A 25,822-nucleotide genomic window follows, 5' to 3' on the forward strand; every position below is an offset into this window, starting at 1 on the left:
CCTACTATAGCTGTATTTTTGGAGATGAAAAATGCGACCTGTAGTATTCGACTTTTTAACCAATGGTTGTAATTTTGTTAAAAATAATAGTAACAATAATGACACAATATTTTATAACTTTATTGGAAATATCATTCCACCAGAATGGAGAAAGCTAACTGGAGATAATGGAAAAGCATTAAGTAAAACATCTAAACAGCTTTTATCATTGATGGTATATAGACTACAAATCTATTACAACAAAGATATAGATGAATTACAGGAAAGTTATTACTTTTTTGAAAAGGAGTTAAACCTTCGTTACCGCAGAGTTAGGCAATGCTTGGTTGAATTAAGAAATGCAGGTTTTATTAAAGTTGAAAATAGAACAATAATTAAAGGCAATCTCAAGTTACGTAATGTTCTTTGTGTAAAACTTCTAAAAAATTTTCAGCGTTTCACTGAAAAAGAAAAAAAAGAAGAAAAAATTGTCCTTCTGCAACAAAAAAATTTTCACATCAATTTGCAAGAATTTGCAGGTGAACCTGCAAAAAATTGCAGCTACATATATAGATATAATAATAATAAAAAAAATAATAATAGATCTAGATCTACTGAAGATAAGTTAATAGAGAATGATCAAAATAAAAATGAAGATCAACAGCAAAATTTGAAGTTTAAATATACGGAATCTGATGATTTTATAGAAATTGAGTTAGTAGGAAATGAAAAAAAAGATCAACAGCAACAACAGAATTTGAATTTCTATGAGCTTAGTGATTTTAGCAATAAAAAGCCATCAAACAAGGATTATGAGCAAAATAGTGAGTTAGCAACTCCAGCTATTACTAAGGATTCAGAGGTTGAAAAGAATAAATACTGCCACAAAAGAAAAAGACTAGCAGATTATTATCCACTAACACCAGAAGATGCAGTTATACTACAACGTATGTCTAGTAGAAGCTTCAACATATACTTCATAAATCAATTACTGTTGAAGTTATCAAATAAATATCCAAACCGTCATTTTGCAGATAAGATAGCAGTGCTAAGCTATACGGCAAAAGCCTTAGCAAATGAATTACTAACTACTGATCAGGCTAATAGTGGAAATTTTAGATTTAATGATGTAGGAAGATTTAAAGAACAGTATCTAGCAAATATTGAATCTGGTACAGATCGTAGTATGAAGGCTCAGTTGAAGCGTAAAATAGCTGGAGTCTTTGAAGCAGATATGGCTTATCAAATTTTAACATCTTGTGATTTTGGTGCAGCTGTTAAAAACAAATATTACATCAAGTTGATTAAGAATATTACACTGTCAGATCATATTAAATTCAAGATACTACAGGAGGTACGAGCTGTCCATGGCAACGATATTGAGCAGTTACAAGTTATACCATTTGATGAATCAAAACAAGTTACCAATAGCGCAACGGAGTATCAAAAAACAACAGTTTTACAGCAACAAATAAGTGATGAAGATTACCTTTCAGAACTTAGTAAAGAGCTAGGCCCCAACTCAACTTGGTACAAAGTACGAGAATCTTTAGTCACATGTTACGGTCAAGCTATCGATAAATCATGGTTTAGCAAATTAGAAGTTATAAATGAAGATAGTGTTAACAAAAAAATATTCATCAAAGCAAAAACAGAATTTGAAGATAGTTACATCAGAGAGAACTATCTGAAAGATCTTGAGTCCTCTTTTAAAGCTCAGGGATTTTCTTTCGAGTTAGTTAAGTTTAGTAATTTTAATAAAATTTAAAGAGTGATATGGAAAAAGATCTTGCAAAGATTGCTCCAAATAATATTCAAGCAGAGCAAATGATACTTGGAGCAATTCTGATTAACAATCGTGCGCTATATAACATTAACGAATTTTTACTGCCAGAACATTTTTATGAACCATTACATGGCAAAATATACAAGTCAATTAATCTCATTATTAGTAAAGGAATTAGCGCTACTGTAATTTCGCTCAAAAATATGCTAGGCAATGAACTCACATTTGATGAAATAGGTGGAGTAGATTATCTAGCTAAACTTACAACGTTAGCATTAAGTATAGTTAATGTTAATGAGTACGGCAAAATAGTATATGATCTTGCGCTGAGGTGTTATTTAATTGAAATTGGAGAAAAAATAGTAACAAATGCGTATTCTTCTACTTTAGCAGATTTAGCTATAACTCAGATCGAAACTGCTGAATCTCAATTATATGATCTAGGTTCAAGGGGAACTTTAAGTAAAGGATTTACAAAATTACAAACTTCAATTGAAGAATCATGGACATCAATTTCATCTGCTATTAAAAATAAAAACTCTATTAACGGTATTAGTAGTGGACTACTTGACCTTGATTCAAAGCTTGGAGGATTTAAAAATTCTGACCTAATAATATTAGCTGGCAGACCATCAATGGGTAAAACTGCTTTAGGAGTTAACTTAGCAATAAATGCTTGTAAATATTTTCTTACTAAAAAAAATACTAAAGATAATGTAGTGCCATCAGTTGGATTCTTTTCTTTAGAAATATCATCTCAGCAAATCTCTACTCGAATTCTTTCTATAGAATCAGAAATTAATAGCTCTGCATTATTTAACGGTAAAATAGGTGAACAAGATGTTGATAAGTTAAAGACTGTACAAGACGAAATACAAAAGTGGAATTTTTTTATAGATGATGCTCCAGCAATCTCGATATCTGCAATTAGATCTCGAGCTCGTAGACTTAAACGTACTCATAATTTAGCAATATTATTTATTGATTATTTACAGCTAATAAAAATTGATTCCAGAGGAAGTCAGTATAATCGAGTACAGGAGATTTCTGAAATTACTCAGAGCTTAAAAGCTCTTGCTAAAGAGCTCAATATTTCAATCATTGCGTTATCTCAATTGTCTAGAGCTGTAGAACAAAGGTCAGATAAAAAGCCTATTCTTTCAGATCTAAGAGAATCAGGCTCAATTGAACAAGATGCCGATATTGTAATGCTTATATATCGTGACGAATATTACTTGTCTAGATCAGAACCGAATCCAGATTCTAAGGACTACAAACTATGTGCCTCAAAATCAGAAGAACATATGTTATCTAATGCTTGATGTCATAAGATGAAGATTCATGTGTTAGTGGATCTGATGGAATATATTCGTATGCATCGTAAAATACATCATCTGGTTGTAATTCAGAATGATGTGCAATTTCGCTTGTTGATTGCTCTGGTGTACTCTCTTGTGCATCATAGAATATCTCCTCTAACATCTCTAATTGAGAAACAATTAGTAGCGTAATGTATCCAAGCCTGAATGAATGTATCTTGTGGCTGAATTCCTAACCGTCCTAATGCCCATATGGAATTAGCTAAATCTTGAGTATTAAATTTCTCAATACTTTTAGTAGCGTGATGTATCCAAGCCTGAATGAATGTATCTTGTGGCTGAATTCCTAACCAGCCTAATGCCAATAGTGAATTAGCTAAATTTTGAGAGTTAAATTCATCCATTAGATTTATAGCTTTATTTGCCCAGGCATCAATAAACTCATGACCTATAACATAGTTTAATTTTGCAAATTGATATAAAATTGTTGCTAAACCTCTAGCATCAAACTGCAATCTATTGTATCTTGTATCTTCAGTTTGCAGTAAAAACAAAGCTCTATTATAAATCTCTGTTATAATAGTTCCTGACAATACATCTCTATCTCTAAGGGTCTGGCATAATTGGATGCTGCCCATTGCTTGGATATTAAATTCTCTATTGCTCCTACGATGCATATTCTAAGCTCCTTATATAGGTTGACTGTGTAATACTAAATATATCTTTTGACTAAAGAGTATAATATACATTAATCGAATAATATATATCATGCCATTCTTTTAGAATCAATCTGTAGTTAAGTCCTTCTTCAAAATCAGAACTTAAGCAAAAAATTAAAAATCACTTTTAATTTCAGTTTAGAATAAAAAAAAAGATGAAATATATAATGTAAAAGGTCTAAATTGACATCTTTTGATAAAAAGGTCAACAATTTAGAATATTAAAATTTTTAAAGAATAATGAAAGCACTTAAGCCTACCTTTGTAGTATTATCATTACAGGTTTAATAGTTAGTAATGATTAGCTAATTAACGAGATTTCGTTGTTCATTGATAGAGTATGTGACTCAATATGAGTGATGAAGAAGTCTTTGTATATGTCTCTAATGAAGGTAGTGCTATTATTTGAAAGCATATAACACTTGGAAGACTATTATAGAACTGTTCTCCAGATTTATGGTAAGGAGGATCGAAATAAACAAAGTCATTTTGTTGAGGCTCTATAAATGAAAAATCTGTAGCATAAATTGATACACCATGTAAAAGGTTGCTGCATTGGTTTATTCTAGATGCAATGTGGAGTTTAATGTAGCATTCACCAGAAAATGTTTGAGCAGATTGTCCGTTTTTGTAGACTCTATAAATTCCTCTAAAAGAATATTTATTAAGATATATAAATTTTGCGGTAATTTCATTCGGATTATTACTATATTTGTTTTTAACTTTATAATAATAATCCTTTGAATGATGTTTGTGATATAAACTCAGTAATCTATTGACCTCATTAGGATTATTTTTAACAGCATTATAGCTAGTAATTAAATCAAGATTGATGTCAGACAAAAAACATTGTTTAAAAAGATGCCTAACTTGAAAAAATAAAGCACCTCCACCAAGGAATGGTTCATAGTAATTATAGTGTGGACCTTGAGGAAGATGTTCTATTAATTTATTAACAATTCTTCGTTTACTACCAATCCAATGAAGAAAAGGCTTAGACTTATTAGCAACAGCTACTGACACCTGAAGTTTAATTAATCTCTGTTAGTTGAATCTCTATTGAGATTATACCAGAAAACAGCTTGTAGTGCTAGTAATAATAACGCTTACAAGGCTTTTTATGTATCCTTTTTGAATAAGATTTATTATAACCATAAGCAAGGAATGTGATAATTTCGCATCAACATTAGATTATTATGCAAAAATTTAACCTAAAAATTAAAAGATTTTAATAGACTAATAAAAATTACAATACTGCTCTATACCTTATATTATCTAGGTTTCAAAACTTTGATGATAATAGGCTGAAGATTAAATGCAATAAAGAGTTGAGCTTTTACTATTAATCTTCAGAAACCATTTTTCAAACAAAAACAGTAGGGGAATTCTATGTCTCTTGGAAACGAAGGTCAACAGAAAAATAAAAGTATATTTAATAAAAATATACAGTCAAAACTGTTACTAAGACATCTAGCAGCTGGTGATAAAGAGCTTTTAAAACTTACACATCAACTTAAAGCACTAAACTTAAACATAATAGATGTATTCAAACAGCTCAAAAGTTAGCCAGAAGAAGTTAGAACACTTCAGTCCGGAATAACAGAAAATAAAAAATCAACATTAAGATATGGAAGCCATATGTGATATACCAGTCAGCTTAGCTAATTGTTAGCTAAGCTTGCTATTTTAAATTTCTAAAAAAACAAAGTTAATAAACTTCACCATAGGAGAATAATGTGGAAAATAACAATAATGATCTAAATGATAAAATTTGTGTATTTAGAAAAACCATAAAATCAACGAATGTAGAACTAGCAAAATTTAGCCTACGAAAAATGCTAAATGGTACTATTGCAGCAATCAGATTAATTGCTGAAGATGAAAATATAGAGCTAAGGGAAAAAATAGGAAATGACATATACGATATTATTACTGGAGATAGGTTTCGAATAAGAGCTGTACTCACTCAGTTAGTTGGTAGTGCTATTATGCATAGTACAAATAGCAAAGTTAGAGTTAGCATTGATTTTTTGCCTCCTAAAAATGAACAATCGAATTCAAAAGATAGAATATTGAAATTTGTAGTGCATAGCGTAGGAGCTGGCATTTCAAAAAACAAATTACAAGAGATGAACTCTGAATTAAAAAATCCACACTTAATTAAGCATCAAGCATTAGATTCAGGGTTAGAATTTATCAAACATCTTACATATGAAATGAAAGGAAGCATTAAGATAGACAGTAAAGAAGGGCATTATACAAAGTTTTTAGTCAGCATTCCGATACAAATTAGTAATTTAAATTCACAACATTAGTCAAATGGAGAATATTATGAAAAATAAAAAAAAGAATATCAATACAACAAAAGACATTTCTCAAGATGTTTGGACAATTCATCTGCCACCTATTTCAATTAAGTTAGTATCTACAGCTAAGGAAAGAAATATTTATCTTTGTACCGAAAATATGAATGCAGATAACTATATTAAAATGAAAATAAAGCTACAACAAGCGGAAGATTATCTAGAGGAAGCTGAGTCAATGAAGAAATATTGTATAGATTTGATTCAAAAAATTAAATAGATGTTTGATCTTGCTACTGCTAAAATCAGACATCTAGCAGATGATCTACTATGTGGGCAAAATGATTTCAAAGAAGAGGAATATAAAACTACTAGCTTAGCAAGAATAGTTAATTGTGTTGCTAACCTACAAGACTACTGTAACAGAATAGTTTACTCACTTAGAGGCCAAATTGAGCTTCAAAACGTACATTTAAAAAAATTTAGCATACAAAAACTATTGAAGGATACAATTAGTTCGCTGAAAGAAATTGCTGAAGATAGAGAAATATCGCTCAGTTACAATGTTCAGGACAATATAAATGATATTGTTATTGGAGATAGTTGTCTATTGCAAACTATACTTAGTCAATTAATAAGTGGAGCTATTAGAGTTAATAAAAGCTGTCAGGTTGATGTTATAGTTAGGTTATTTACTTCGCCGTATCGAAAGGTAAATGAAAAAGACAGAATATTAAGATTCATAGTACGTGATAACGGAAAAGGTATTTCACAAGAAAAACTACAAGAAATAAATGCAAAATTTACTGATTTGCATTCAATTAGAGATCCAGAAATATTAGACTCGAGTCTAGGATTTACAAATTACATTGTTAACAAACTAAGTGGAAAATTAGAGATAAAGAGCGAGGCAAATAAGTGCACAGCTATTACTTGCGATATGCCAGTACAACTTTTTAATTAAAACATATGGAAGCATTTTATGAGTCATACTATAAAATCTGGAGATTTTGGTATTCAAGCAAAAGTAAATAGTAGTATTAGAGCACTGAAGCCATTCACAGAAAATAAAGGAATAAATCTTAGATGCAACTTTAAAAATGATATAAAAGATTTAATCATTGTAAATAGTTTTCAAATACAGGCAGTACTAATACTATTAATTGGCAATGCTACTAATAGTCAATGCAGAGAAATTAGCGTTGAAGTTGATTTGCTGCCTTCTGCAAATCAAAAGACAAATTATAGAATATTACAATTAATTGTTTTTGATAACAGAATTGGAATTTCAGCTGAGAAAGTGAAAAAGATAAATAATGAGCTCAGAAACTTACATATCAAAAGCTATGCAGTACTAAAATCTGAATTACAACTCGTTAAACGTTTTATACATGATATAACTGGAAAAATTAAACTAGAAAGTAAGCAAGATCAGTATACAGCTTTCACGTGTAGTATACCTATAGAAGTTCGTTGAGAAACTGAAAATTAGAATTATTAATGGAGATGGAGGAAATAATGTTAGCATTTTTAAATTGTGAACATATCAATAAACTACTTGATAAGCTGGACTTGATTAATCATAGTTTTAATAAACGCATTGATCTTGATAAAGTAAAAAAAGCTATATTTTATGCAAAAAAATATCATAGCAATCAAAAGCGAGATACAGGAGAACCTTATTATATGCATCCATTAAAAGTTGCATATATGGTAGTAGAGTATAGTTCTGAAACAGATACGATTATTACAGCAATATTACACGATGTAATTGAGGATACAAAATTAACTAAAGAAAAGATAGCAATGGAATTTAATGATAACATTGCCGAGCAAGTTCTAGCTCTTACAAGAAACATAGGTGGTAAGAAAACCAGTTCCATGAAAATGATTCAAACATTAGTGAATCAAGATAAAGTAGAGCTATTACTAATCAAACTATTGGACCGATTGGATAATATTAAAACTATATTCATAAAGCCAGCCAAAAGAAGACAAGAAATCATACTAGAAACGCAGCAAGAATTTATACCTCTTGCTGAATACCTTAAATTACCAGAGATTGCTATAAAGCTAAATAAATACTGTGAGCGTTATGCTACCTAATAAACTAAAGTTTAATAGGTGGTTAATGTAGTGAATTGCAGAAATTAAAATTCAATAAGAGAATGTTCATGTAAGTTATTTTATTGTATAATTTAAAAAGAATAGAAAATATGAAAAATATATGCATTTATCAAGATTTCTAGATCCAAAGAATGATGTAGCATTTAAAAAGATATTTGGATCAGAAAAAAACAAGGACATACTAATACATTTTCTGAACGATATATTGTTGTTTGAAGGGAATAGAGAAATAACAGAAGTAGAGTTTTTAGGAACGATATTAGATGCAGACATAGCGTCCAAAAAAGAATCAATAGTAGATGTTTTGTGTAAAGATAAAAACGGTGCGCAATATATAATAGAAATGCAAGTAGATCCTACACAAGGATTTGAAAAAAGAGCACAGTATTATGCAGCAAAGGCATATGGCAGGCAACCAAATAGAGGGAAAGAAGGAAAATACTCAGACCTAAAGGAAGTTATATTTATAGCTATAGCAGATTATAAATTGTTTCCAAACAAAGAAGACTATATATCAAGGCATGTAATATTGGATAAAAAGACATATGAGCATGATCTAAAGGACTTTTCATTTACCTTTATAGAATTACCAAAATTTAAAAAAAATAGAGTGGAAGAGTTAAGTGATATAACAGAGAAGTGGTGCTATTTTTTTAAACATGCAAAAGAAACAACATTAGATGGATATAATAAAATAATAGGTGAAGATTTAATAATAAAAAGAGCGTATGAGGCATTAGATCAGTTTAATTGGAGTGAAGACGAACTAATAACCTATGAACAAGAGTTAAAGCGTATATGGGATAATAAAGCAGTAGAAGATTATAAACTCGAACGCGCTAAAGCTGAAGGTAAAGCTGAAGGCATAAAGCTCGGTGAAGCTAAAGGTAAAGCTGAAGGTAAAGCTGAAGGTAAAGCCGAAGGTAAAGCTGAAGCAAAAAAAGATTTGGCAATAAAATTATTGAAATCTGAATTATCAGTTGAGACAATTGCTGAATATACGGATTTATCAATACAAGAAGTATTAAATTTAAAAAATAGCGTAAAATAATAAGAAATATACAACATACAAAATTTTACCTTAAATCTTTCATCATGCTTAAGTTCTTCTAATTCTTTTTGAATATCATAATTCAAAGCATTAAATACAATAGTTGCCCCTTTATTACCAAGTATAAAGCCTTTCCTACAGTTCAGTAATGCATATACTCTATTACTTGATGTTTCGTGTATGTCGTAAGGATGGTAAAATATTGAAATATATAAGTTATCTCTCTTAACTGTATGGGCTTTTATATTTGAATAATTATCACATCCATTAATAATATCAGAATATATATTTTCATCATATCCAACTAAGATTACGGTCTTATTATTCTCTTTTAAGAGAAACTCTATAGTTGGCTTAATTATTTTAGTTTGATTAACCATGCCAGATGTAGCTTGGCCAGAATTATCATTATACATAACCACCCTTAAGAAAATTAGATTGTATACTGATCTATAAAATATATTAGCTATGTTATCAAGTACTAATGATCTATTCTAGCTAAAGAATTAAAAATTGAACCTACCAATAACAACTTTTCTGAATCATTCTTGATATTTAGTTTTTAATATTATATGAAGAAATTGAGTTTCCAACTACAATCTTCTATATCTGAGTAAAACTCTATCCCCCTGCTGTAAGCAAACTCTCTTGCTAATTCTGGTGCAAATATATATATTCCTACGCTACGTCTAACTCTAGCCAATAAATGTTTTCCCATACAGTTTTCTTTAAAGATTAAATTTTTTATATTCCAGCTTTCTTCGTGTTCAACTTCTACCATAGTTTTATCCTTATCAATTGCATCTATCAATGGTATTACATGTAATACGTAATAGTCATGATTTTCAAAATCAGGATTCTTTTTCTTTATATTTTTTATTGTAGCTGGAAATGCTTGAAAATCATCTGGGCACATTGCCTGTAACTTATCCAATACTCTTTTATGTACTAAAAACCTTGCACCTCCATCAATTTGACTTAGAAAGTCATATTTTATTAAACTTTCTTGCAAAGCATTTGTTCCATAAATAAAATTATATTCTTTTTCTTCCATTCGTTTTCCTGGTCTTCCACGATATAAGCTGTATTCTCCTATTCTAAAAGGATGATCATAAAGATAAAGAGATCTGTCCATGCCTATTAAAGGCTTAGTTTCATAAAACTTATTTGGTAATTTTTTGGTTTTTTTCATTATTTTATATTCTTATATTATTTTTCTTAGTTAAGTTTAATACTTCCATTATTTATACCGTCTCTTAATTCATCCATCAAGTCATATATTGCTTTTGTACCTTCTTCTTTATTCAGTTTTCCTAGCTCTACATTTTCCCACAATCTATCAAGTTTTCTTTTAATTGTATCAACGTAAGGTTTATAATGCCGTCCAAGATGAGTTGATCTCTGATCATTTGGCAGTGGTACCTTACATTCAGAAATAATCTGAATCTCTGTTTGAGTAAGAGATGGATTTAATTGCTTTAATATTTTTGCATAGTGTTCTCTTACTCTATTTGCTCTTTCAGTTGCTAATTTTAATCCATTTGGAGTATATAATGTCATTATATTATTGGGGCAATCTATATTTATTTTATAACGCTTAAGTACGTTTGCTTCTTTTAATTGTTTAGGAATTATATGATGTCTTTGTGTGCATCCAACTTCACCTATCCATATTCCTATTTTTCCATTTCCATATTTAGATATTTTTAACGTAGGCGTATCTTTTGGTAAGTTAGCTACAAAATAAGGTGTATTTGGTCCAAAAATTTTCTTTTGTTCTAATTTTTGTATTAATAGTTGTAAATCTTTATCTCCAAACTTCGTCTTCAAAAGTTCATAGTTTTTTTGACTTATGTTGTTTAGACTTATTAGTTCATTAGGAATATTTGCATTAGCTATTGTTTTACCAACGCCTTTTTCAACATTGAAGACGCCTTTTTCAACATTGAAGATGGCAGTAACCTTATCCTCAGTTTTAACTATAAGAGCTCCAGTAATATGATTATTTGTAGCTGCTGATTTTTGATCAACCAGCACTTTTATAGGTGATATATTTTCAACTTTTAATTTAGTACCTGTTTTTAATATGTTAGATGCTGCTACTGCTCCTTCTACTGCTCCTCCTACTGCTCCTTTTACTACTCCTACTACTCTACCTGCCACTTCTCCTACTGCACATCCTAAAGTAAAATCTACCAGAGCTTTTTGACCTTCATATAAGTCTTCAGTGAGATTTAGGTATAGTGTTTTTGATTTTTCGTAAACAGCAAGGACAGAGTTTATAAATACTGATCTTGCTGGCTCTGGAAGCTGCTCCAGCATTGCTTTGGTTAATGAGACTGCTTTATCTACAGTTAAGCTTACAGCTGTTTCAATAAATGCTCTTGTTTTTGGAAAGTATTGAGCTGTTATTTGGTCTAATTGCTTAGTGGTCCATATTAAACATCGTCCTGACACCTCCAAGAAAATTGCTCCAATATTCGAATTCAGCAGTAATTCTAATGGCGTTTGCTTAATTATATCTGCCAAACTTATTACGTCACTTTTTCCTATTTGATTTATTCTTGCTAGAATATCAAAATATCTTCTTGCTATATCTCCTGCTCCAATCTTGTCTAATGACCATGACATCCACAATTCTAATTTTGTAACAGGGATTTTATTTCCTTTCCAAGTTACTAAATGTTGTTGATCATTTGATGGTGTAGCAGAGTTGTCATTTGCTATAGCAGAGTTCTTATTTGTAGAAGGATCTGCTATTAAAATCTTTGCTATTAAATTCTCCTGAGTTTTAACCAATGTTGCTATCAACTCACCATCTGGTGAAGCAGAGTTATAATTCGCAAAACCCTCTTTTAAAACTTCTTCTACTGAAATACTTGCTACAATGCTGTTAATGAGATCTTTATGCTGTTTCTCCAATAAAGCAACGGTATCATTTGCATTTTTTATATCTTTGATAACAACTTGTGCGACAGAAGCTTTTCTAATTCTTTCTTCTTTTTGTTTATTCAGCTCTTGTTTTATTTTTGATAGGCTATCAAATACATAATTTGACAGTTTTTGTGATGCTGCATGTGTTACATGACCAAATACTTCTGCTCTTACTTTATATAATATTTTTTGGGTTATATATTCCTGACAATTCTCTATTAATTCTGATTTTACACCGCTATAATCTGCATTAATTGCCTGTTCAATCTGATATAGCGCTTGCATAATGTAGTTTGTTGTATAGTAATCATACTTGTACTTCCAATTATTTTTATTTAGTTTCTCAATAACTGTGTATGTATTAAAACTTGCCTGATTTAAATTACCACTCCATGTTCCGGCAGCTTCTAAAGAATATGCAATAGATTGTGCTTCTCCTGGTAGCCCTAGTAGTTGTTGCAGCTTCATTTGAAGAACATATACTAAGGTTGTATTTCGTGTACGATATAGTGCGTCTATTTTATTACTTAATGTCTTTGAAAGATTATTGATTACTTTATCTATTTCGAACCATGCATGTGCTGAATCTGCGAATTTAGCAGCAATTCCTTGTATGATAAAAATAAGTGAAATTGCAATAAAATAAAAGATTATAGCAATAGCACAAAAGAAAGCTAGTATACAGTAGCGTTCCTAAGGCTAATAGCCTGTTCTATAGATAAGTAACTAGCTTTTTTAATTAAAAACCGGACGGTATTCTTAGGCAAAAAGCCTGTATTTACAAGGTTGGTTTTGAGATATTTAACATAAAATTTGGTGATTATGAATAGTATAATTGTAGGAATTGACGTTTCTAAAGAGACATTTGATGCAGCTGTGTTAATTAATAATAAAGTTCAAACAAGAAAATTTAATAATAATTCTGAAGGGTTTAACAAATTAGTAACATGGTTAAAAAGCAGAGGAACTGGACATGTTTGTATGGAAGCAACAGGTATCTACTGGAAAAATTTAGCTAAATATCTGTACGATTATGGTTATAAAGTAAGCGTAGTAAATCCTGCCCGTATTAAAGGTTTTGCAATGAGTAAACTTAGTCGTACAAAAACAGATAAAGCAGACAGTGTATTAATAGCAGATTTTTGCAAAGCAATGAAACCGGAAGCATGGTATCCACAGCCTCTTTATATTCAAGAACTACAGCAGCTAGTTAATCGCCTGAATGTTTTAATTAAGCATAAAACACAAGAAACAAATAGATTAGAAGGAGCTTCTAAAGCAATTGCTAATAATATTCAAATGCATATTGAATTTCTTGAAACGCAAATTAAAGAAATTGAACAACTAATCAATGACCATATTAAAAATAACACAGATCTTCATAATAAGGCTTGAGTCAATACCAGGCATAGGAGCAAAAACACAGGCTGTAGTTCTTGCTTTTTTAGCAGATATTGAGAAATTTAGTTCTGCTAAACAAGTTGTAGCTTTTGTAGGTCTTAATCCTAAGCATCGTCAATCTGGCAGTTCCGTGCGGGGTGCTAGTAGAATCTCTAGAACTGGTAATTCAGATCTACGTAAGTCTTTTTATATGCCTGCTATGTCTGCCTTAAGACATAATTGTATTATCAAGCAATTTTCTCAACGTTTGTCTGATACTGGCAAACCCAAAATGCTTATCCTTATTGCCGCTATGCGTAAGTTATTACATATCATTTATGGTGTTTTAAAGCATAATTCTCCTTTTAATCCTAATGTTTTAATCAATCAGAAATAATAATTTTATAAAAACTTACATCTTTTTTATAAAATTATTATTTCTTTTCTTGATTCTTATCACGGTATCTATAGCAGTAACAATATGATGTTGAGATTGAGAAAGAACTGTATCTATTCCAGCATTTATCATTTCCCTAAGTATATTGCGATTATCTTGAATTAAACTTGATATACATTCTAATATTCTTTTGTAATTAAATGTGTTGTAGTTTATTCTATCTAGTACTAACAACTGCCTCAATTGTGATGAAGTAGTTGAATCATCTAAACACTCTTTAAGTCCATTTATCACTCTTTTTTGAAAATCATCTTTAAAATTGTCTTCGATAACCTTTTGAGCTCCTTTGTCTATTAAATAATTTACTCCTGTACTGATTAGTGATTTTGCTGTTATTCTTCCAACTTCAACACATGTTTTTTCTAACAACAGTCCTGTACTTGCTGTACCAATGGCTTCTCCAGTACTAATAACTGGTTTTAGCATCTTAGCAGCAGTTGCAGAAGTTGCAGCCATTCTGCTTAGGAGTATCTGTACTCCTTTAATAGTCATGAATACTGCTAGAGTAGTGGCCTTCTCACTAATATATTCTTCCATGCTGAACTTTATTTCTCCTGATGCTATCTGCATTGATTTATATAAATCTTTTGCTCCTTCCACAATTAGCTGAGCACCAAGATTAATATTACCAACATATAAGGAACATACCATTCCTATGCCTATTTGTACTAGTCCTGCAACAAATGTAAAAACTGTACCAAATACTCTATTTGCTTTCTCTTGTATATCTTCAACATCAAAAAACCAACATATACCTTCATCTATTAATTCTCCAACCTCTGTCTTTATATTCCTATCTTTTAAATTTTCGCTCTTACTAAATACCTCCTCTATTGGAGTCATTTTTCCTATCTCTATATCGCCTTTACAATCAAATATTTTATCTTTTGTCTGCTCAATATGACCTCTTATCACTTTAAGTATTTCAATCTTATTAATTATTTGTTGTAATAGCTCAGTTTGTTTCTCACCGAGGAGTAGTAGATACATGCATTCTAGATTAGGAATTAATACTTGATCTATTAGTTCTAGATCTAAGCTTGATAGTAACTTGCTTAGATATCAGAATCTATCAAGCTTAGAAGCAATTAAATTTTCTGTGTAAAATATCGTGTTCTGTGTATGTTCAGTATTTGAATTACGTTTCTAGAGTAAAATTTGCTCTAAAACTCCTGCTATATCTGATATTTTGGAGTAAATATTGTGCAGTGTATGAGACGAATTTTTTCAACTAATGTTTGCAAAAGTATTACTAATAATAGTGTTAATAATACAATAATTTTTTATAAATTTGTTGGAAATTTTCCACCAGAAGAATGGAAATGGTTAACAGATGCTGATGGAAAAGCTTTAGGAAAAACTGAAAAGCAGTTGCTAGCAGTAATAGTTCGTCAACTACAAGTATATGATAATAAAAATATAGAAGAAATACAGGAAAATTACAACTTTTTTACAGAATTATTAGGAGTTGGACAGCCTAGAGTTAGGCAGTGTTTATCTAAATTACAAAAAGCTGGTTTTATTAAATATGAAAATAGAACTATAACTAAAGGTAAATATAAGCTGAATCATATTCTATGCATAAAACTTGTTAGAAATTTTCAACAGGTCAGTAACTTTGAAAAAGAAAAAACTGTTACACAAACTGAAAAAATTTTTCCTCTATACCCGAAAAAAATTTCGGGTGAACACGAAAAAAATTTCGGGTCCATATATAGATATAATAATAAAAAAATAATAAATGATAGATCTAGATTTATTGAAGATAAGTTAGTAGAGAATGATCAAAATAAAAATGAAGATCAACAGCAAAATTTGAAGTTTAAATATACGGAATCTGATGATTTTATAGAAATTGAGTTAGTAGGAAATGAAAAAGAAGATCAACATCAACAACAGAATTTGAATTTCTATGAGCTTAGTGATTTTAGCAATAAAAAGCCATCAAACAAGGATTATGAGCAAAATAGTGAGTTAGCAACTCCAGCTATTACTAAAGATTCAGAGGTTGAAAAGAATGAATGCTATCCCAAAAGAAAAAGACTAGCAGATTATTATCCACTAACACCAGAAGATGCAGTTATACTACAACGTATGTCTAGTAGAAGCTTCAACATATACTTCATAAATCAATTACTGTTGAAGTTATCAAATAAATATCCAAACCGTCATTTTGCAAATAAGACAGCAGTGCTAAACTATATGGCAAAAGCGTTAGCAAATGAATTACTAACTACTGAGCAGGCTAATAGCGGAAATTTTGGATTTAATGATGTAGGAAGATTTAAAGAACAGTATCTAGCAAACATTGAATCTAGTACAGATCGTAGTATGAAGGCTCAGTTGAAGCGTAAAATAGCTGGAGTCTTTGAAGCAGATATGGCTTATCAAATTTTAACATCTTGTGATTTTAGGCAAGCAGTTAAAAACAAATATTACATCAACTTGATTAAGAATATTACACTATCAGATCATATTAAATTCAAGATACTACAGGAGGTACGAGCTGTCCATGGCAACGATATTGAGCAGTTACAAGTTATACCATTTGACGAATCAAAACAAGTTACCAATAGCATAACTGAGTATCAAAAAACAACAGTTTTACAGCAACAAATAAGTGATGAAGATCACCTTTCAGAACTTAGTAAAGAGCTAGGCTCCAACTCAGTTTGGTACAAAGTACGAGAATCTTTGATTAAAAGTTACGGTCAAGCTATCGATAAATCATGGTTTAGCAAATTAGAAGTTATAAATGAAGATAATGTTAATAAAAAAATATTCATTAAAGCAAAAACAGAATTTGAAGACAGTTACATCAGAGAGAACTATCTGAAAGATCTTGAGCCCGCTTTTAAAGCTCAAGGATTTTCTTTTGAGTTAGTTAAGTTTAGTAATTTTAATAAAATTTAAAGGGTGATATGGAAAAAGATCTTGCAAAGATTGCTCCAAGTAATATTCAGGCAGAGCAAATGATACTTGGGGCAATTCTGATTAACAATCGTGCGCTATATAACATTAACGAATTTTTACTGCCGGAACATTTTTATGAACCATTACATGGTAAAATATACAAGTCAATTAATCTCATTATTAGTAAAGGAATTAGCGCTACTGTAATTTCGCTCAAAAATATGCTAGGCAATGAACTCGCATTTGAGGAAATAGGTGGAGTGGATTATCTAGCTAAACTTACAACGTTAGCATTAAGTATAGTTAATGTTAATGAGTACGGCAAAATAGTATATGATCTTGCGCTGAGGCGTTATTTAATTGAAATTGGAGAAAAAATAGTAACAAATGCATATTCTTCTACTTTAGCAGATTTAGCTATAACTCAGATCGAAACTGCTGAATCTCAATTATATGATCTAGGTTCAAGAGGAACTTTAAGTAAAGGATTTACAAAATTACAAACTTCAATTGAAGAATCATGGACATCAATTTCATCTGCTATTAAAAATAAAAACTCTATTAACGGTATTAGTAGTGGACTACTTGACCTTGATTCAAAGCTTGGAGGATTTAAAAATTCTGACCTAATAATATTAGCTGGCAGGCCTTCAATGGGTAAAACTGCTTTAGGAGTTAACTTAGCAATAAATGCTTGTAAATATTTTTTATCATCATCTACTCAACAAAATAGCAAAGTTTCTAATATAACACCATCAGTTGGATTCTTTTCTTTAGAAATGTCATCTCAGCAAATCTCAACTCGAATTCTTTCTATAGAATCTGAAATTAATAGCTCTGCATTATTTAACGGTAAAATAGGTGAACAAGATGTTGATAAGTTGAAGACTGTACAAGATGAAATACAAAAGTGGAATTTTTTTATAGATGATGCTCCGGCAATCTCAATATCTGCAATTAGATCTCGAGCTCGTAGACTTAAACGTACACATAATTTAGCAATATTATTTATTGATTATTTACAGCTAATAAAAATTGATTCCAGAGGAAGTCAGTATAATCGAGTACAGGAGATTTCTGAAATTACTCAGAGCTTAAAAGCTCTTGCAAAAGAACTTAATATTCCAGTAATTGCATTATCTCAATTGTCTAGAGCTGTAGAACAAAGGACAGATAAAAAGCCTATTCTCTCAGATCTACGAGAATCAGGTTCAATTGAACAGGATGCAGATATTGTAATGCTCATATATCGGGACGAATATTATCTATCTAGATCAGAACCAGATCCAGGTACTCGAGAACACATAGAATGGAAAGCTAGACAAAATAAATGTTATAACACTGCTGAAATAATTGTTGCTAAACACCGTAATGGTCCGGTTGGTACAGTGAAGTTGCACTATAATAGTAGGTATTCTAAATTTGGCAATATTGTTAAAAACTATCAGCAAGCTTAATAAACACTAGATTATGCATAAATGAAAAAATGCTTGTCCAAAAAAAAATTACAGCAAAATTTTACTCATTAACACCAGAGATATGCAACTTAAGGTTAATTTTAGCATCGTGATAACTGAATCCAAAAAATTATAATTTAATTTGCTTCTTTTCCAGTTTTTATCTGGGATTGGAGTATACAAAAAGTTTAAATTATGGTATAATTTATTAATAACCATTTGGAGGTGGCCAATGATAGATTTTTATAGTGAGAGCTTAATAAATAAGCTGTTCAGAACCAACATAAGATTTAACACCAAAATTGATCTTGATAAAGTTGAAAGAGCAATAAAATATGCTAAAAAATATCATGGTCAGCAAAAGAGAGATACTGGAGAACTATACTACACACATCCATTAGAAGTAGCCTACATGGTATCAGACTACAGCTCTGAAACAGATACAATTATTACTGCAATACTACATGATACCATCGAAGACACAACACTAACTAAAGAAAGAATAAGGTACGAATTTGGCGCTAATATTGCAGAACAGGTTTCAGACCTTACCAGAGTTAGGGATAATAAGAAAATCAGTGCTATGGAAATGATACAAATATTACGTAACCAAAATAAAACAGAACTATTACTGATCAAGCTTTTTGATAGATTCCATAATATTACAACTATATTCATCAAACCTCCTCACAAAAGGCAAGAAATAATATTTGAAACTCAGCAAGAATTTATAGCTCTTGCTGAATACCTTAAACTACCAGAGATTGGAGAACGCTTAAGCGAATATTGTAAACTTCATGCTAGCTAATGAGTAAATAATTGAGAATGAAAGGATTAAATATATGATATTAAAATCTAAGACTAAGTATACCTTACATAGCGCTATTCAAGATGGCGACATTAAAAAAGTGAAGCAGCTTATTAATAAGGATAGTACACTTGTCAATTCAAAATATAAAAACGGTACTACTGCTTTATCTGTGGCTTTGAAATATAAGAATCTACCTATTGCCGAGATTTTACTAAGCAATGGAGCTAACGTAAACGCACAAGATAATGATGGGCACACTGCTTTACATCTTGTTGTTGACACAATTCAAGTATATTATGAATTTTTCGAAAAATATCCTACCTATTGCAATGATCATATAGCATTACTGCTAAAATATAATGCTGATGTAAATATCGAGAATAATCAAGGTAATACACCTTTATCTGATGCTGTTGAATGCAGATGTGTAGAACCTTTAGCAATTATGCTAAAACATAATTCTACTGGTATTAATAAAAAATATGATGAAGGAGAAACACTACTACATATTGCTGTTCGTAATAAAATCATAGATATTATACAGCTTTTGATTGATTATGGAGCAGATATTGATGCAAAAGATGATAACGGCATGACTACTATAGATTATGCTGCTAAAAGCGGTAATGCAGATATATTCAACTTTCTAACGGAACAATGGGTTCCATGGTATTAGGTTTCAACAGATAGCTAATATGTTAATGCTAATAAAGAGAAGTTAATATGAATGTTTTGAAATCAATTTTACAACCGTGTTATGCTGTTATATTAGCATTCGTTGTATTATCTTCACCATCAATATGTACAGCAAATAATAATGTAAACTTCAATGCTTTCAAAGTTAGTGTTGATACTTCACAATTCTATATAAAATTTTCAACTGGTATTGCTACTAACTACGACACATTAGAAGCTGGAATTGGTTATAGATTAGATCGGCACAGAATGGATGTAAGATTAGGATTTATGTGTCATCACAACTGTAGAGATAACTTTGTTCAAGGAAATTATTATTACAATATAATTGAAGGTAACAAAGCATCAATTTTTGTTACAGGTGGCCTAGAATCAGCTTTCAATAGTGATAGCGGTACTGGTATAGACTTGGGAGTTGGTACAACAATAAACTTATCAAGAGATACATATTTAGACGGAGTTGGTACAACAATAAATTTATCAAGAGATACATATTTAGACATTGAATGCAGCACAATTGCTAACTATAGACCACTTCCTATTCATATACGATTTGGATTGCGGGTTCACATTTAATAACTAGCAAGTTTTATAGTTAGTAATGATTAGCTCATTAACAGGATTGCGTTGTTCATTGATTGAGTATACGACTGTAACGGTATTGATATTAAAATCTTTGTATAAGTCTCTAATAAAGGCAGTATTATTATTTGAGATCATAACCTTAACACCTTTATTTGTTAATTCTTGGACAAAATCTCGTAATCTAATTTGATCTTTTTCATCAAATGGAAGTCTAGTATAGAACCGTTCTCCAGATTTATGATAAGGAGGATCAAAATAAACAAAGTCATTTTGTTGAGGCTCTATAAATGAAAAATCTGTAGCATAAATTGATACACCATGTAGAAGGCTGCTGCATTGGTTTATTCTAGATGCAATGTGGAGTTTAATGTAGCATTCACCAGAAAATGTTTGAGCAGATTGTCCATTTTTGTAGACTCTATAAATTCCCCTAAAAGAATATTTATTAAGATATATAAATTTTGCGGTAATCTCATTCGGATTATTACTATATTTGTTTTTAACTTTATAATAATAATCCTTCGAATGATGTTTGTGATATAAACTTAGTAATCTATTGACCTCATTCGGATTATTTTTAACAGCATTATAGCTAGTAATTAAATCAAGATTGATGTCAGACAAAAAACATTGTTTAAAAAGATGCCTAACTTGAAAAAATAAAGCACCGCCACCAAGGAATGGTTCATAGTAATTATAGTGTGGACCTTGAGGAAGATGTTCTATTAATTTATTAACAATTCTTCGTTTACTACCAATCCAATGAAGAAAAGGCTTAGACTTATTAGCAACAGCTACTGACACATGAAGTTTAATTAATTTCTGTTAGTTGAATCTCTATTGAGATTATACCAGAAAACAGCTTGTAATGCTAGTAATAATAACGCTTACAAGACTTTTTATGTATCCTTTTTGAATAAGATTTATTATTGATTATAACCATAAGTAAGGAATGTAATAATTTTACATCAACATTAGATTATTATGCAAAAATTTAACCTAAAAATTAAAAGATTTTAATAGACTAATAAAAATTATAATGCTACTCTATACCTTATATTATCTAGGTTTCAAAACTTTGATGATAATGATCTGAAGATTAAATAAAACAAAGGGTTGAACTTTTAACTTTAATCTTCAGAAAGCATTTTTTTTTAAAAAAATAGCAGGGGAATTCTATGCCTATTCAAGACGAAGGTCAAAATAAAATCAATAAATTAACCGAAAAATTATCTACAGAGGGAATTAATAGCACAACAATAAAACAGATAGACGCTGAATTGCAAAAACTATACTTTCAGCTAGAGGAATCTGAGCAAGTAAGCATAAATTGCATAGAGTGGATACAATATTTTAGGCTAATAGTAAATAACTACGACAGAAAAAAAGTAAATATAATAGCTTCTCTAAATGGAATGATTTTTTTATTTAGACAATACATAGCATCAACGAATGTAAGAATTGAAACATTTAACATAGAATTGCTAATAAATAATACCGTTATCAGAATGAGGGAACATTTTGAAAATGAGAATATAAAGCTAAATGTTCAAAATGACATAAAGACGGTTCTGATTGGAGATAGTTTTCGAATAAAAGCAGTAATAAGTCAGTTAATTGGTAGTGCTATTATAAATAGCAGCAAAAATAGCAAGATTACTATTAACCTCAATCAGTATTCAGAAATATTACAATTTACAGTACAAAACATAGGACTAAGCACTTCTAAAGAAAAATTAGAAAGAATAAATGCTGAACTAGAGAATTTGAATTTGGTAACGTATCAAGAACTAGGAGAAGGATTAGCATTTATAAAACATCTTACAGATCAGCTAAAAGGAAGACTAAGAGCAAAAGAGGAAAATAATTACATAACTTTTTCATTTGAAGTGCCAATAACTAGTTTGAATTATTCTTTAGGAGAATGCTATGAAAGAAAAGAAGAAAACAATTAACAAATGGATGGTACAAATTCCTCCAATACCAATTACGTTGATGAATGGAGAGAGTGAGAATATCGATGAATATATGGAAATAATAACAAAGCTAAGAAAAGCGAAGTATCAGGTCGAGGTAGCTGAATCATTGAAAGAATATTGTACAGATTTAATACAGGAGATTAAATATAGATTTAATATTGCAACGAGTGAAATTGCAAGGCTAGCAAGCGAGATCATGTTAAATGATTCGGAAAATAAAGATAAGCTGAAAACAATATTAAATCGATCAACAAATCTTCAAGAGTACTGTAATGATGTAGTTTACACGCTTAGAAGCGAAATTGAGAATGAAAATTTATGTTTAAAAAAATTTAGCATACAAAAGCTAGTAAAGAATGCCGTTAGGCGACTAGAAGACATTGCAAAAGAGAAAGATATAAAAATCAATTACAATTTTCAGTACAAAATGAAGGATATTGTGATTGGAAATAGTGATCATTTACAGGCTATATTAAGTCAATTAATAGGAAGCGTCATTAGATTTAATCACAGCTGCCAGGTTATAATTACAGTTCATTTGTTTACTGTAAAAAATTATATAAAAAGCGATAACATACTACAATTTAGAATACACGATACAGGAAGCGGTATTTCAAAAGAAAAATTAGGGAATATAAAAGCTAAATTAGCTGATTTTGAGTTGGTACGAGACTATCCGCTAATGCTTGAATCAGGATTATGGTTTGTAAATTACCTTGTCAATCAACTTAATGGAGAAATGGAAATAGAAAGCGAAAAAGACAAGTTTACAACCATTACTTGCAATATTCCAGTACAACTTTTTTAATCAAATTAATTCGCTTTTTTCCCAGTTTTTATCTGGGATTGAAGTATATAAAAAGTTTAATTTATTGTATAATTTATTAAAGATTATTTAGAGATGAAAAATGATAGACTTTTATAGCGAAAGCTTACTAAATAAGCTGTTTGAAACCAACGTAAGATTTGACACTAAAATTGATCTTGATAAAGTTGAAAAAGCAATATTTTATGCTAAAAAATATCATGGTCAGCAAAAGAGAGATACAGGAGAACTATACTACACACATCCATTAGAAGTAGCTTATATGGTTGCATACTACAGCTTTGAAACAGATACGATTATTACAGCAATACTACATGATACTATCGAAGACACAACACTAACCAAAGAAAAGATTGTTAAGGTATTCGGTAGAAAAATTGCGGAACAGGTTTCAGATCTCACCAGGATTAAGGATAATAAAAAAATTAGTTCTAGAGAGATGATTCAAACATTATATAACCGAAATAAAACAGAACTATTATTAATTAAGCTTTTCGACCGATTCCATAATATTCAGACCGTATCAATAAAACCTTATGAAAAAAGACAAGAAATCATACTAGAAACGCAGCAAGAATTTATACCTCTTGCTAAGTACCTTAATCTACCAGAAATTGCTATAGAGCTAAATAAATACTGTGAGCTTTATGTTAAAACTAAAGTTTAATAGGTGGTTAATGTAGTGAATTGCAGAAATTAAAATTCAATAAGAGAATGTTCATGTAAGTTATTTTGTTGTATAATTAAAAAAGGTAGAAAAAATGAAAAACATATGCATTTATCAAGATTTCTAGATCCAAAGAATGATGTAGCATTTAAAAAGATATTTGGATCAGAAAAAAACAAGGACATACTAATACATTTTCTGAACGATATATTGTTGTTTGAAGGAAATAGAAAAATAATAGAAGTAGAGTTTTTAGGAACGATATTAGATGCAGACATAGCGTCCAAAAAAGAATCAATAGTAGATGTTTTGTGTAAAGATAAAAACGGTGCGCAATATATAATAGAAATGCAAGTAGATCCTACACAAGGATTTGAAAAAAGAGCACAGTATTATGCAGCAAAAGCATATGGCAGGCAACCAAATAGAGGAAAAGAAGGAAAATACTCAGACCTAAAGGAAGTTATATTTATAGCAATAGCAGATTATAAATTGTTTCCAAATAAAGAAGACTATATATCAAGGCATGTAATATTGGATAAAAAGACATATGAGCATGATCTAAAGGACTTTTCATTTACCTTTATAGAATTACCAAAATTTAAAAAAGATAAAGTGGAAGAGTTGAATAATATAACAGAGAAGTGGTGCTATTTTTTTAAACATGCAAAAGAAACAACATTAGATGGATATAATAAAATAATAGGCGAAGATTTAATAATAAAAAGAGCGTATGAGGCATTAGATCAGTTTAATTGGAGTGAAGACGAACTAATAACCTATGAACAAGAGTTAAAGCGTATATGGGATAATAAAGCAGTCGAAGATTATAAACTCGAACGCGCTAAAGCTGAAGGCATAAAGCTCGGTGAGGCTAAAGGTAAAGCTGAAGGTAAAGCTGAAGGCATAAAGCTCGGTGAAGCTAAAGGTAAAGCTGAAGGTAAAGCTGAAGGTAAAGCTGAAGGCATAAAGCTCGGTGAAGCTAAAGGTAAAGCTAAAGCAAAAAAAGATTTGGCAATAAAATTATTGAAATCTGAATTATCAGTTGAGACAATTGCTGAATATACGGATTTATCAATACAAGAAGTATTAAATTTAAAAAATAGTGTAAAATAATAATGAATATACAACACAAAATCTTACCTTTGATGTGTTGTATGCTACTTCTATTAGATGCTTTATATCACACTACAAGTTCTATACTATACTGAACATTGAGAAGGCCATTCTTTAAGGCCTCAATGTCCTTAACATGACCGCACCATTCTTGACGAAAACTGTTCCATTTTAAGCCATGAAGGTGAATGTGGCGCTTAGTGTTTTCGTCTGGTTCAGAGGCAAATTTTAAAATCACGGCAGCTTTATTTTGCTGTTCTTTATCAAAAATATCTTTACCTATTGTAGTCCAATGATCCTGAACATTTGGATGTTGTGTTAAAGTTTCTTTTAGTGAAACAATTGCACCAAATAAAGTATTTGTTGGTAAGTGATCAAGATTAGCTTTAGCAAGTAATCCACCCATTTCGATAAGACGTCGAGTACGCATTTTACGTTCTTTAATTTTAAGGTTAACCTCATCCATGATTAGCCTAGCCTTTTTTTGCTGAAGAGTAATTTTTTGCTGCATAAGATTTGCCATGTTAGTAATTCAGAAAGATAAAAAAATCAGGCAAGAATATATCAAAATACAATTCCAGTAAAGAAAAAAAACCGCGCCTACCAAACCAACATCAAATAATTATAGTCAAAAAAACGTGAATTCAAGGTTAGAAGCTTCATTAAAGAATAAGCTTAAGCGGGTAGGTAAGCGCAGAAGCGCTTTTCCTCCCAAAG

Annotated in this window: 26 protein-coding genes and 1 pseudogene; 19 read left to right on the forward strand and 8 right to left on the reverse strand. The window is 30.4% G+C overall.

All coding sequences use genetic code 11. The features are described from left to right. Positions 1 to 31: 31 nt before the first annotated feature. Both DK405_RS11850 and DK405_RS11855 read left to right on the forward strand, forming a co-directional pair. A complete protein-coding gene (locus tag DK405_RS11850) occupies positions 32 to 1,747 on the forward strand; it encodes a DnaA N-terminal domain-containing protein (RefSeq protein ID WP_064612787.1) in 1,716 nt (571 codons plus the stop codon). A gap of 8 nt (positions 1,748 to 1,755) precedes the next feature. Next, positions 1,756 to 3,087, forward strand: a complete 1,332-nt coding sequence (locus tag DK405_RS11855) for a replicative DNA helicase (RefSeq protein WP_064612788.1) — start codon at positions 1,756 to 1,758, stop codon at positions 3,085 to 3,087. Here DK405_RS11855 and DK405_RS11860 read toward each other — a convergent pair. The 3 genes from DK405_RS11860 to DK405_RS11870 all read right to left on the reverse strand — a co-directional run bounded on the left by DK405_RS11860 (position 3,077) and on the right by DK405_RS11870 (position 4,826). Beyond that, positions 3,077 to 3,247 (reverse strand): hypothetical protein, encoded by a 171-nt coding sequence (locus DK405_RS11860; protein WP_231967548.1) that lies wholly within the window; start codon positions 3,245 to 3,247, stop codon positions 3,077 to 3,079. The genes DK405_RS11855 and DK405_RS11860 overlap by 11 nt on opposite strands. Next, positions 3,225 to 3,677 carry a hypothetical protein gene (locus DK405_RS11865; RefSeq protein WP_231967546.1) on the reverse strand — a complete coding sequence of 151 codons (453 nt, stop codon included), beginning with the start codon at positions 3,675 to 3,677 and terminating at the stop codon, positions 3,225 to 3,227. The genes DK405_RS11860 and DK405_RS11865 overlap by 23 nt, the downstream gene beginning before the upstream one ends. 453 nt (positions 3,678 to 4,130) lie before the next feature. Continuing rightward, positions 4,131 to 4,826, reverse strand: a complete 696-nt coding sequence (locus DK405_RS11870; RefSeq protein ID WP_410522026.1) for a DNA adenine methylase — start codon at positions 4,824 to 4,826, stop codon at positions 4,131 to 4,133. Positions 4,827 to 5,192: 366 nt separating this feature from the next. Between DK405_RS11870 and DK405_RS11875 the strand changes: the two genes are divergently transcribed. The 7 genes from DK405_RS11875 (at position 5,193) to DK405_RS11905 (ending at position 9,284) form a co-directional block, all read left to right on the forward strand. After that, on the forward strand, positions 5,193 to 5,369 hold the full coding sequence (locus DK405_RS11875) for a hypothetical protein (protein WP_231967622.1): 177 nt from the start codon (positions 5,193 to 5,195) through the stop codon (positions 5,367 to 5,369). A gap of 170 nt (positions 5,370 to 5,539) precedes the next feature. Continuing rightward, on the forward strand, positions 5,540 to 6,118 hold the full coding sequence (locus DK405_RS11880; RefSeq protein ID WP_231967621.1) for a sensor histidine kinase: 579 nt from the start codon (positions 5,540 to 5,542) through the stop codon (positions 6,116 to 6,118). Positions 6,119 to 6,134: 16 nt separating this feature from the next. After that, positions 6,135 to 6,386 carry a hypothetical protein gene (locus DK405_RS14775; RefSeq protein WP_064612919.1) on the forward strand — a complete coding sequence of 84 codons (252 nt, stop codon included), beginning with the start codon at positions 6,135 to 6,137 and terminating at the stop codon, positions 6,384 to 6,386. Continuing rightward, the gene (locus DK405_RS11890) at positions 6,387 to 7,070 is read left to right on the forward strand and encodes a sensor histidine kinase (RefSeq protein WP_231967620.1); all 684 of its coding nucleotides are present in this window, start codon (positions 6,387 to 6,389) and stop codon (positions 7,068 to 7,070) included. Between the two features lie 18 nt (positions 7,071 to 7,088). Then, on the forward strand, positions 7,089 to 7,583 hold the full coding sequence (locus tag DK405_RS11895) for an ATP-binding protein (protein ID WP_064612918.1): 495 nt from the start codon (positions 7,089 to 7,091) through the stop codon (positions 7,581 to 7,583). 41 nt (positions 7,584 to 7,624) lie between these two features. After that, positions 7,625 to 8,212, forward strand: coding sequence for an HD domain-containing protein (locus DK405_RS11900; protein WP_064612917.1), 588 nt, complete (start codon positions 7,625 to 7,627; stop codon positions 8,210 to 8,212). Between the two features lie 121 nt (positions 8,213 to 8,333). Next, positions 8,334 to 9,284, forward strand: coding sequence for an Rpn family recombination-promoting nuclease/putative transposase (locus tag DK405_RS11905; RefSeq protein WP_109510726.1), 951 nt, complete (start codon positions 8,334 to 8,336; stop codon positions 9,282 to 9,284). 568 nt (positions 9,285 to 9,852) lie between these two features. Here DK405_RS11905 and DK405_RS11910 read toward each other — a convergent pair. After that, positions 9,853 to 10,476 (reverse strand): imm11 family protein, encoded by a 624-nt coding sequence (locus tag DK405_RS11910; protein ID WP_045912997.1) that lies wholly within the window; start codon positions 10,474 to 10,476, stop codon positions 9,853 to 9,855. 26 nt (positions 10,477 to 10,502) lie between these two features. Continuing rightward, complete coding sequence (locus DK405_RS11915; protein ID WP_045912996.1) at positions 10,503 to 12,686, reverse strand: AHH domain-containing protein; 2,184 nt, start codon at positions 12,684 to 12,686, stop codon at positions 10,503 to 10,505. A gap of 348 nt (positions 12,687 to 13,034) precedes the next feature. Between DK405_RS11915 and DK405_RS11920 the strand changes: the two are divergent. After that, positions 13,035 to 13,995: pseudogene (locus DK405_RS11920) on the forward strand (IS110-like element ISOt5 family transposase). 15 nt (positions 13,996 to 14,010) lie between these two features. Here DK405_RS11920 and DK405_RS11925 read toward each other — a convergent pair. After that, a complete protein-coding gene (locus tag DK405_RS11925; RefSeq protein ID WP_125330222.1) occupies positions 14,011 to 14,970 on the reverse strand; it encodes a hypothetical protein in 960 nt (319 codons plus the stop codon). Between the two features lie 297 nt (positions 14,971 to 15,267). Between DK405_RS11925 and DK405_RS11930 the strand changes: the two genes are divergently transcribed. The 5 genes from DK405_RS11930 (at position 15,268) to DK405_RS11950 (ending at position 20,508) form a co-directional block, all read left to right on the forward strand. Beyond that, positions 15,268 to 16,968, forward strand: coding sequence for a DnaA N-terminal domain-containing protein (locus tag DK405_RS11930; protein ID WP_231967856.1), 1,701 nt, complete (start codon positions 15,268 to 15,270; stop codon positions 16,966 to 16,968). A gap of 8 nt (positions 16,969 to 16,976) precedes the next feature. Further along, positions 16,977 to 18,425 (forward strand): replicative DNA helicase, encoded by a 1,449-nt coding sequence (locus tag DK405_RS11935; RefSeq protein ID WP_109510728.1) that lies wholly within the window; start codon positions 16,977 to 16,979, stop codon positions 18,423 to 18,425. A 232-nt stretch (positions 18,426 to 18,657) separates the two neighbouring features. Beyond that, a complete protein-coding gene (locus tag DK405_RS11940) occupies positions 18,658 to 19,233 on the forward strand; it encodes an HD domain-containing protein (protein WP_064612587.1) in 576 nt (191 codons plus the stop codon). Between the two features lie 34 nt (positions 19,234 to 19,267). After that, positions 19,268 to 19,912 (forward strand): ankyrin repeat domain-containing protein, encoded by a 645-nt coding sequence (locus DK405_RS11945; RefSeq protein ID WP_064612913.1) that lies wholly within the window; start codon positions 19,268 to 19,270, stop codon positions 19,910 to 19,912. A gap of 47 nt (positions 19,913 to 19,959) precedes the next feature. Next, positions 19,960 to 20,508: a hypothetical protein gene (locus DK405_RS11950; RefSeq protein WP_064612912.1), complete on the forward strand. Its 549-nt coding sequence runs from the start codon at positions 19,960 to 19,962 to the stop codon at positions 20,506 to 20,508. A 3-nt stretch (positions 20,509 to 20,511) separates the two neighbouring features. Here the strand turns inward: DK405_RS11950 and DK405_RS11955 are convergent, their stop codons facing one another. Further along, complete coding sequence (locus DK405_RS11955) at positions 20,512 to 21,321, reverse strand: DNA adenine methylase (protein ID WP_064612911.1); 810 nt, start codon at positions 21,319 to 21,321, stop codon at positions 20,512 to 20,514. Between the two features lie 374 nt (positions 21,322 to 21,695). Here DK405_RS11955 and DK405_RS14780 point away from each other — a divergent pair, with 374 nt between their 5' ends. The 4 genes from DK405_RS14780 to DK405_RS11975 all read left to right on the forward strand — a co-directional run bounded on the left by DK405_RS14780 (position 21,696) and on the right by DK405_RS11975 (position 25,105). After that, positions 21,696 to 22,472 carry an ATP-binding protein gene (locus tag DK405_RS14780; RefSeq protein ID WP_064612910.1) on the forward strand — a complete coding sequence of 259 codons (777 nt, stop codon included), beginning with the start codon at positions 21,696 to 21,698 and terminating at the stop codon, positions 22,470 to 22,472. Further along, a complete protein-coding gene (locus DK405_RS14785; protein WP_064612909.1) occupies positions 22,447 to 23,304 on the forward strand; it encodes a sensor histidine kinase in 858 nt (285 codons plus the stop codon). Before DK405_RS14780 ends, DK405_RS14785 begins: the two co-directional genes overlap by 26 nt. A 100-nt stretch (positions 23,305 to 23,404) precedes the next feature. Further along, positions 23,405 to 23,989 carry an HD domain-containing protein gene (locus DK405_RS11970; protein ID WP_064612908.1) on the forward strand — a complete coding sequence of 195 codons (585 nt, stop codon included), beginning with the start codon at positions 23,405 to 23,407 and terminating at the stop codon, positions 23,987 to 23,989. 105 nt (positions 23,990 to 24,094) lie between these two features. After that, on the forward strand, positions 24,095 to 25,105 hold the full coding sequence (locus DK405_RS11975; protein ID WP_064612907.1) for an Rpn family recombination-promoting nuclease/putative transposase: 1,011 nt from the start codon (positions 24,095 to 24,097) through the stop codon (positions 25,103 to 25,105). A 67-nt stretch (positions 25,106 to 25,172) separates the two neighbouring features. Here the strand turns inward: DK405_RS11975 and DK405_RS11980 are convergent, their stop codons facing one another. Further along, the gene (locus DK405_RS11980) at positions 25,173 to 25,628 is read right to left on the reverse strand and encodes a conjugal transfer protein TraD (protein ID WP_064612906.1); all 456 of its coding nucleotides are present in this window, start codon (positions 25,626 to 25,628) and stop codon (positions 25,173 to 25,175) included. Between the last annotated feature and the right edge of the window lie 194 nt (positions 25,629 to 25,822).

The sequence above is a fragment of the Orientia tsutsugamushi genome (genome assembly GCF_900327275.1).
Classification (GTDB): Bacteria; Pseudomonadota; Alphaproteobacteria; order Rickettsiales; family Rickettsiaceae; genus Orientia; species Orientia tsutsugamushi.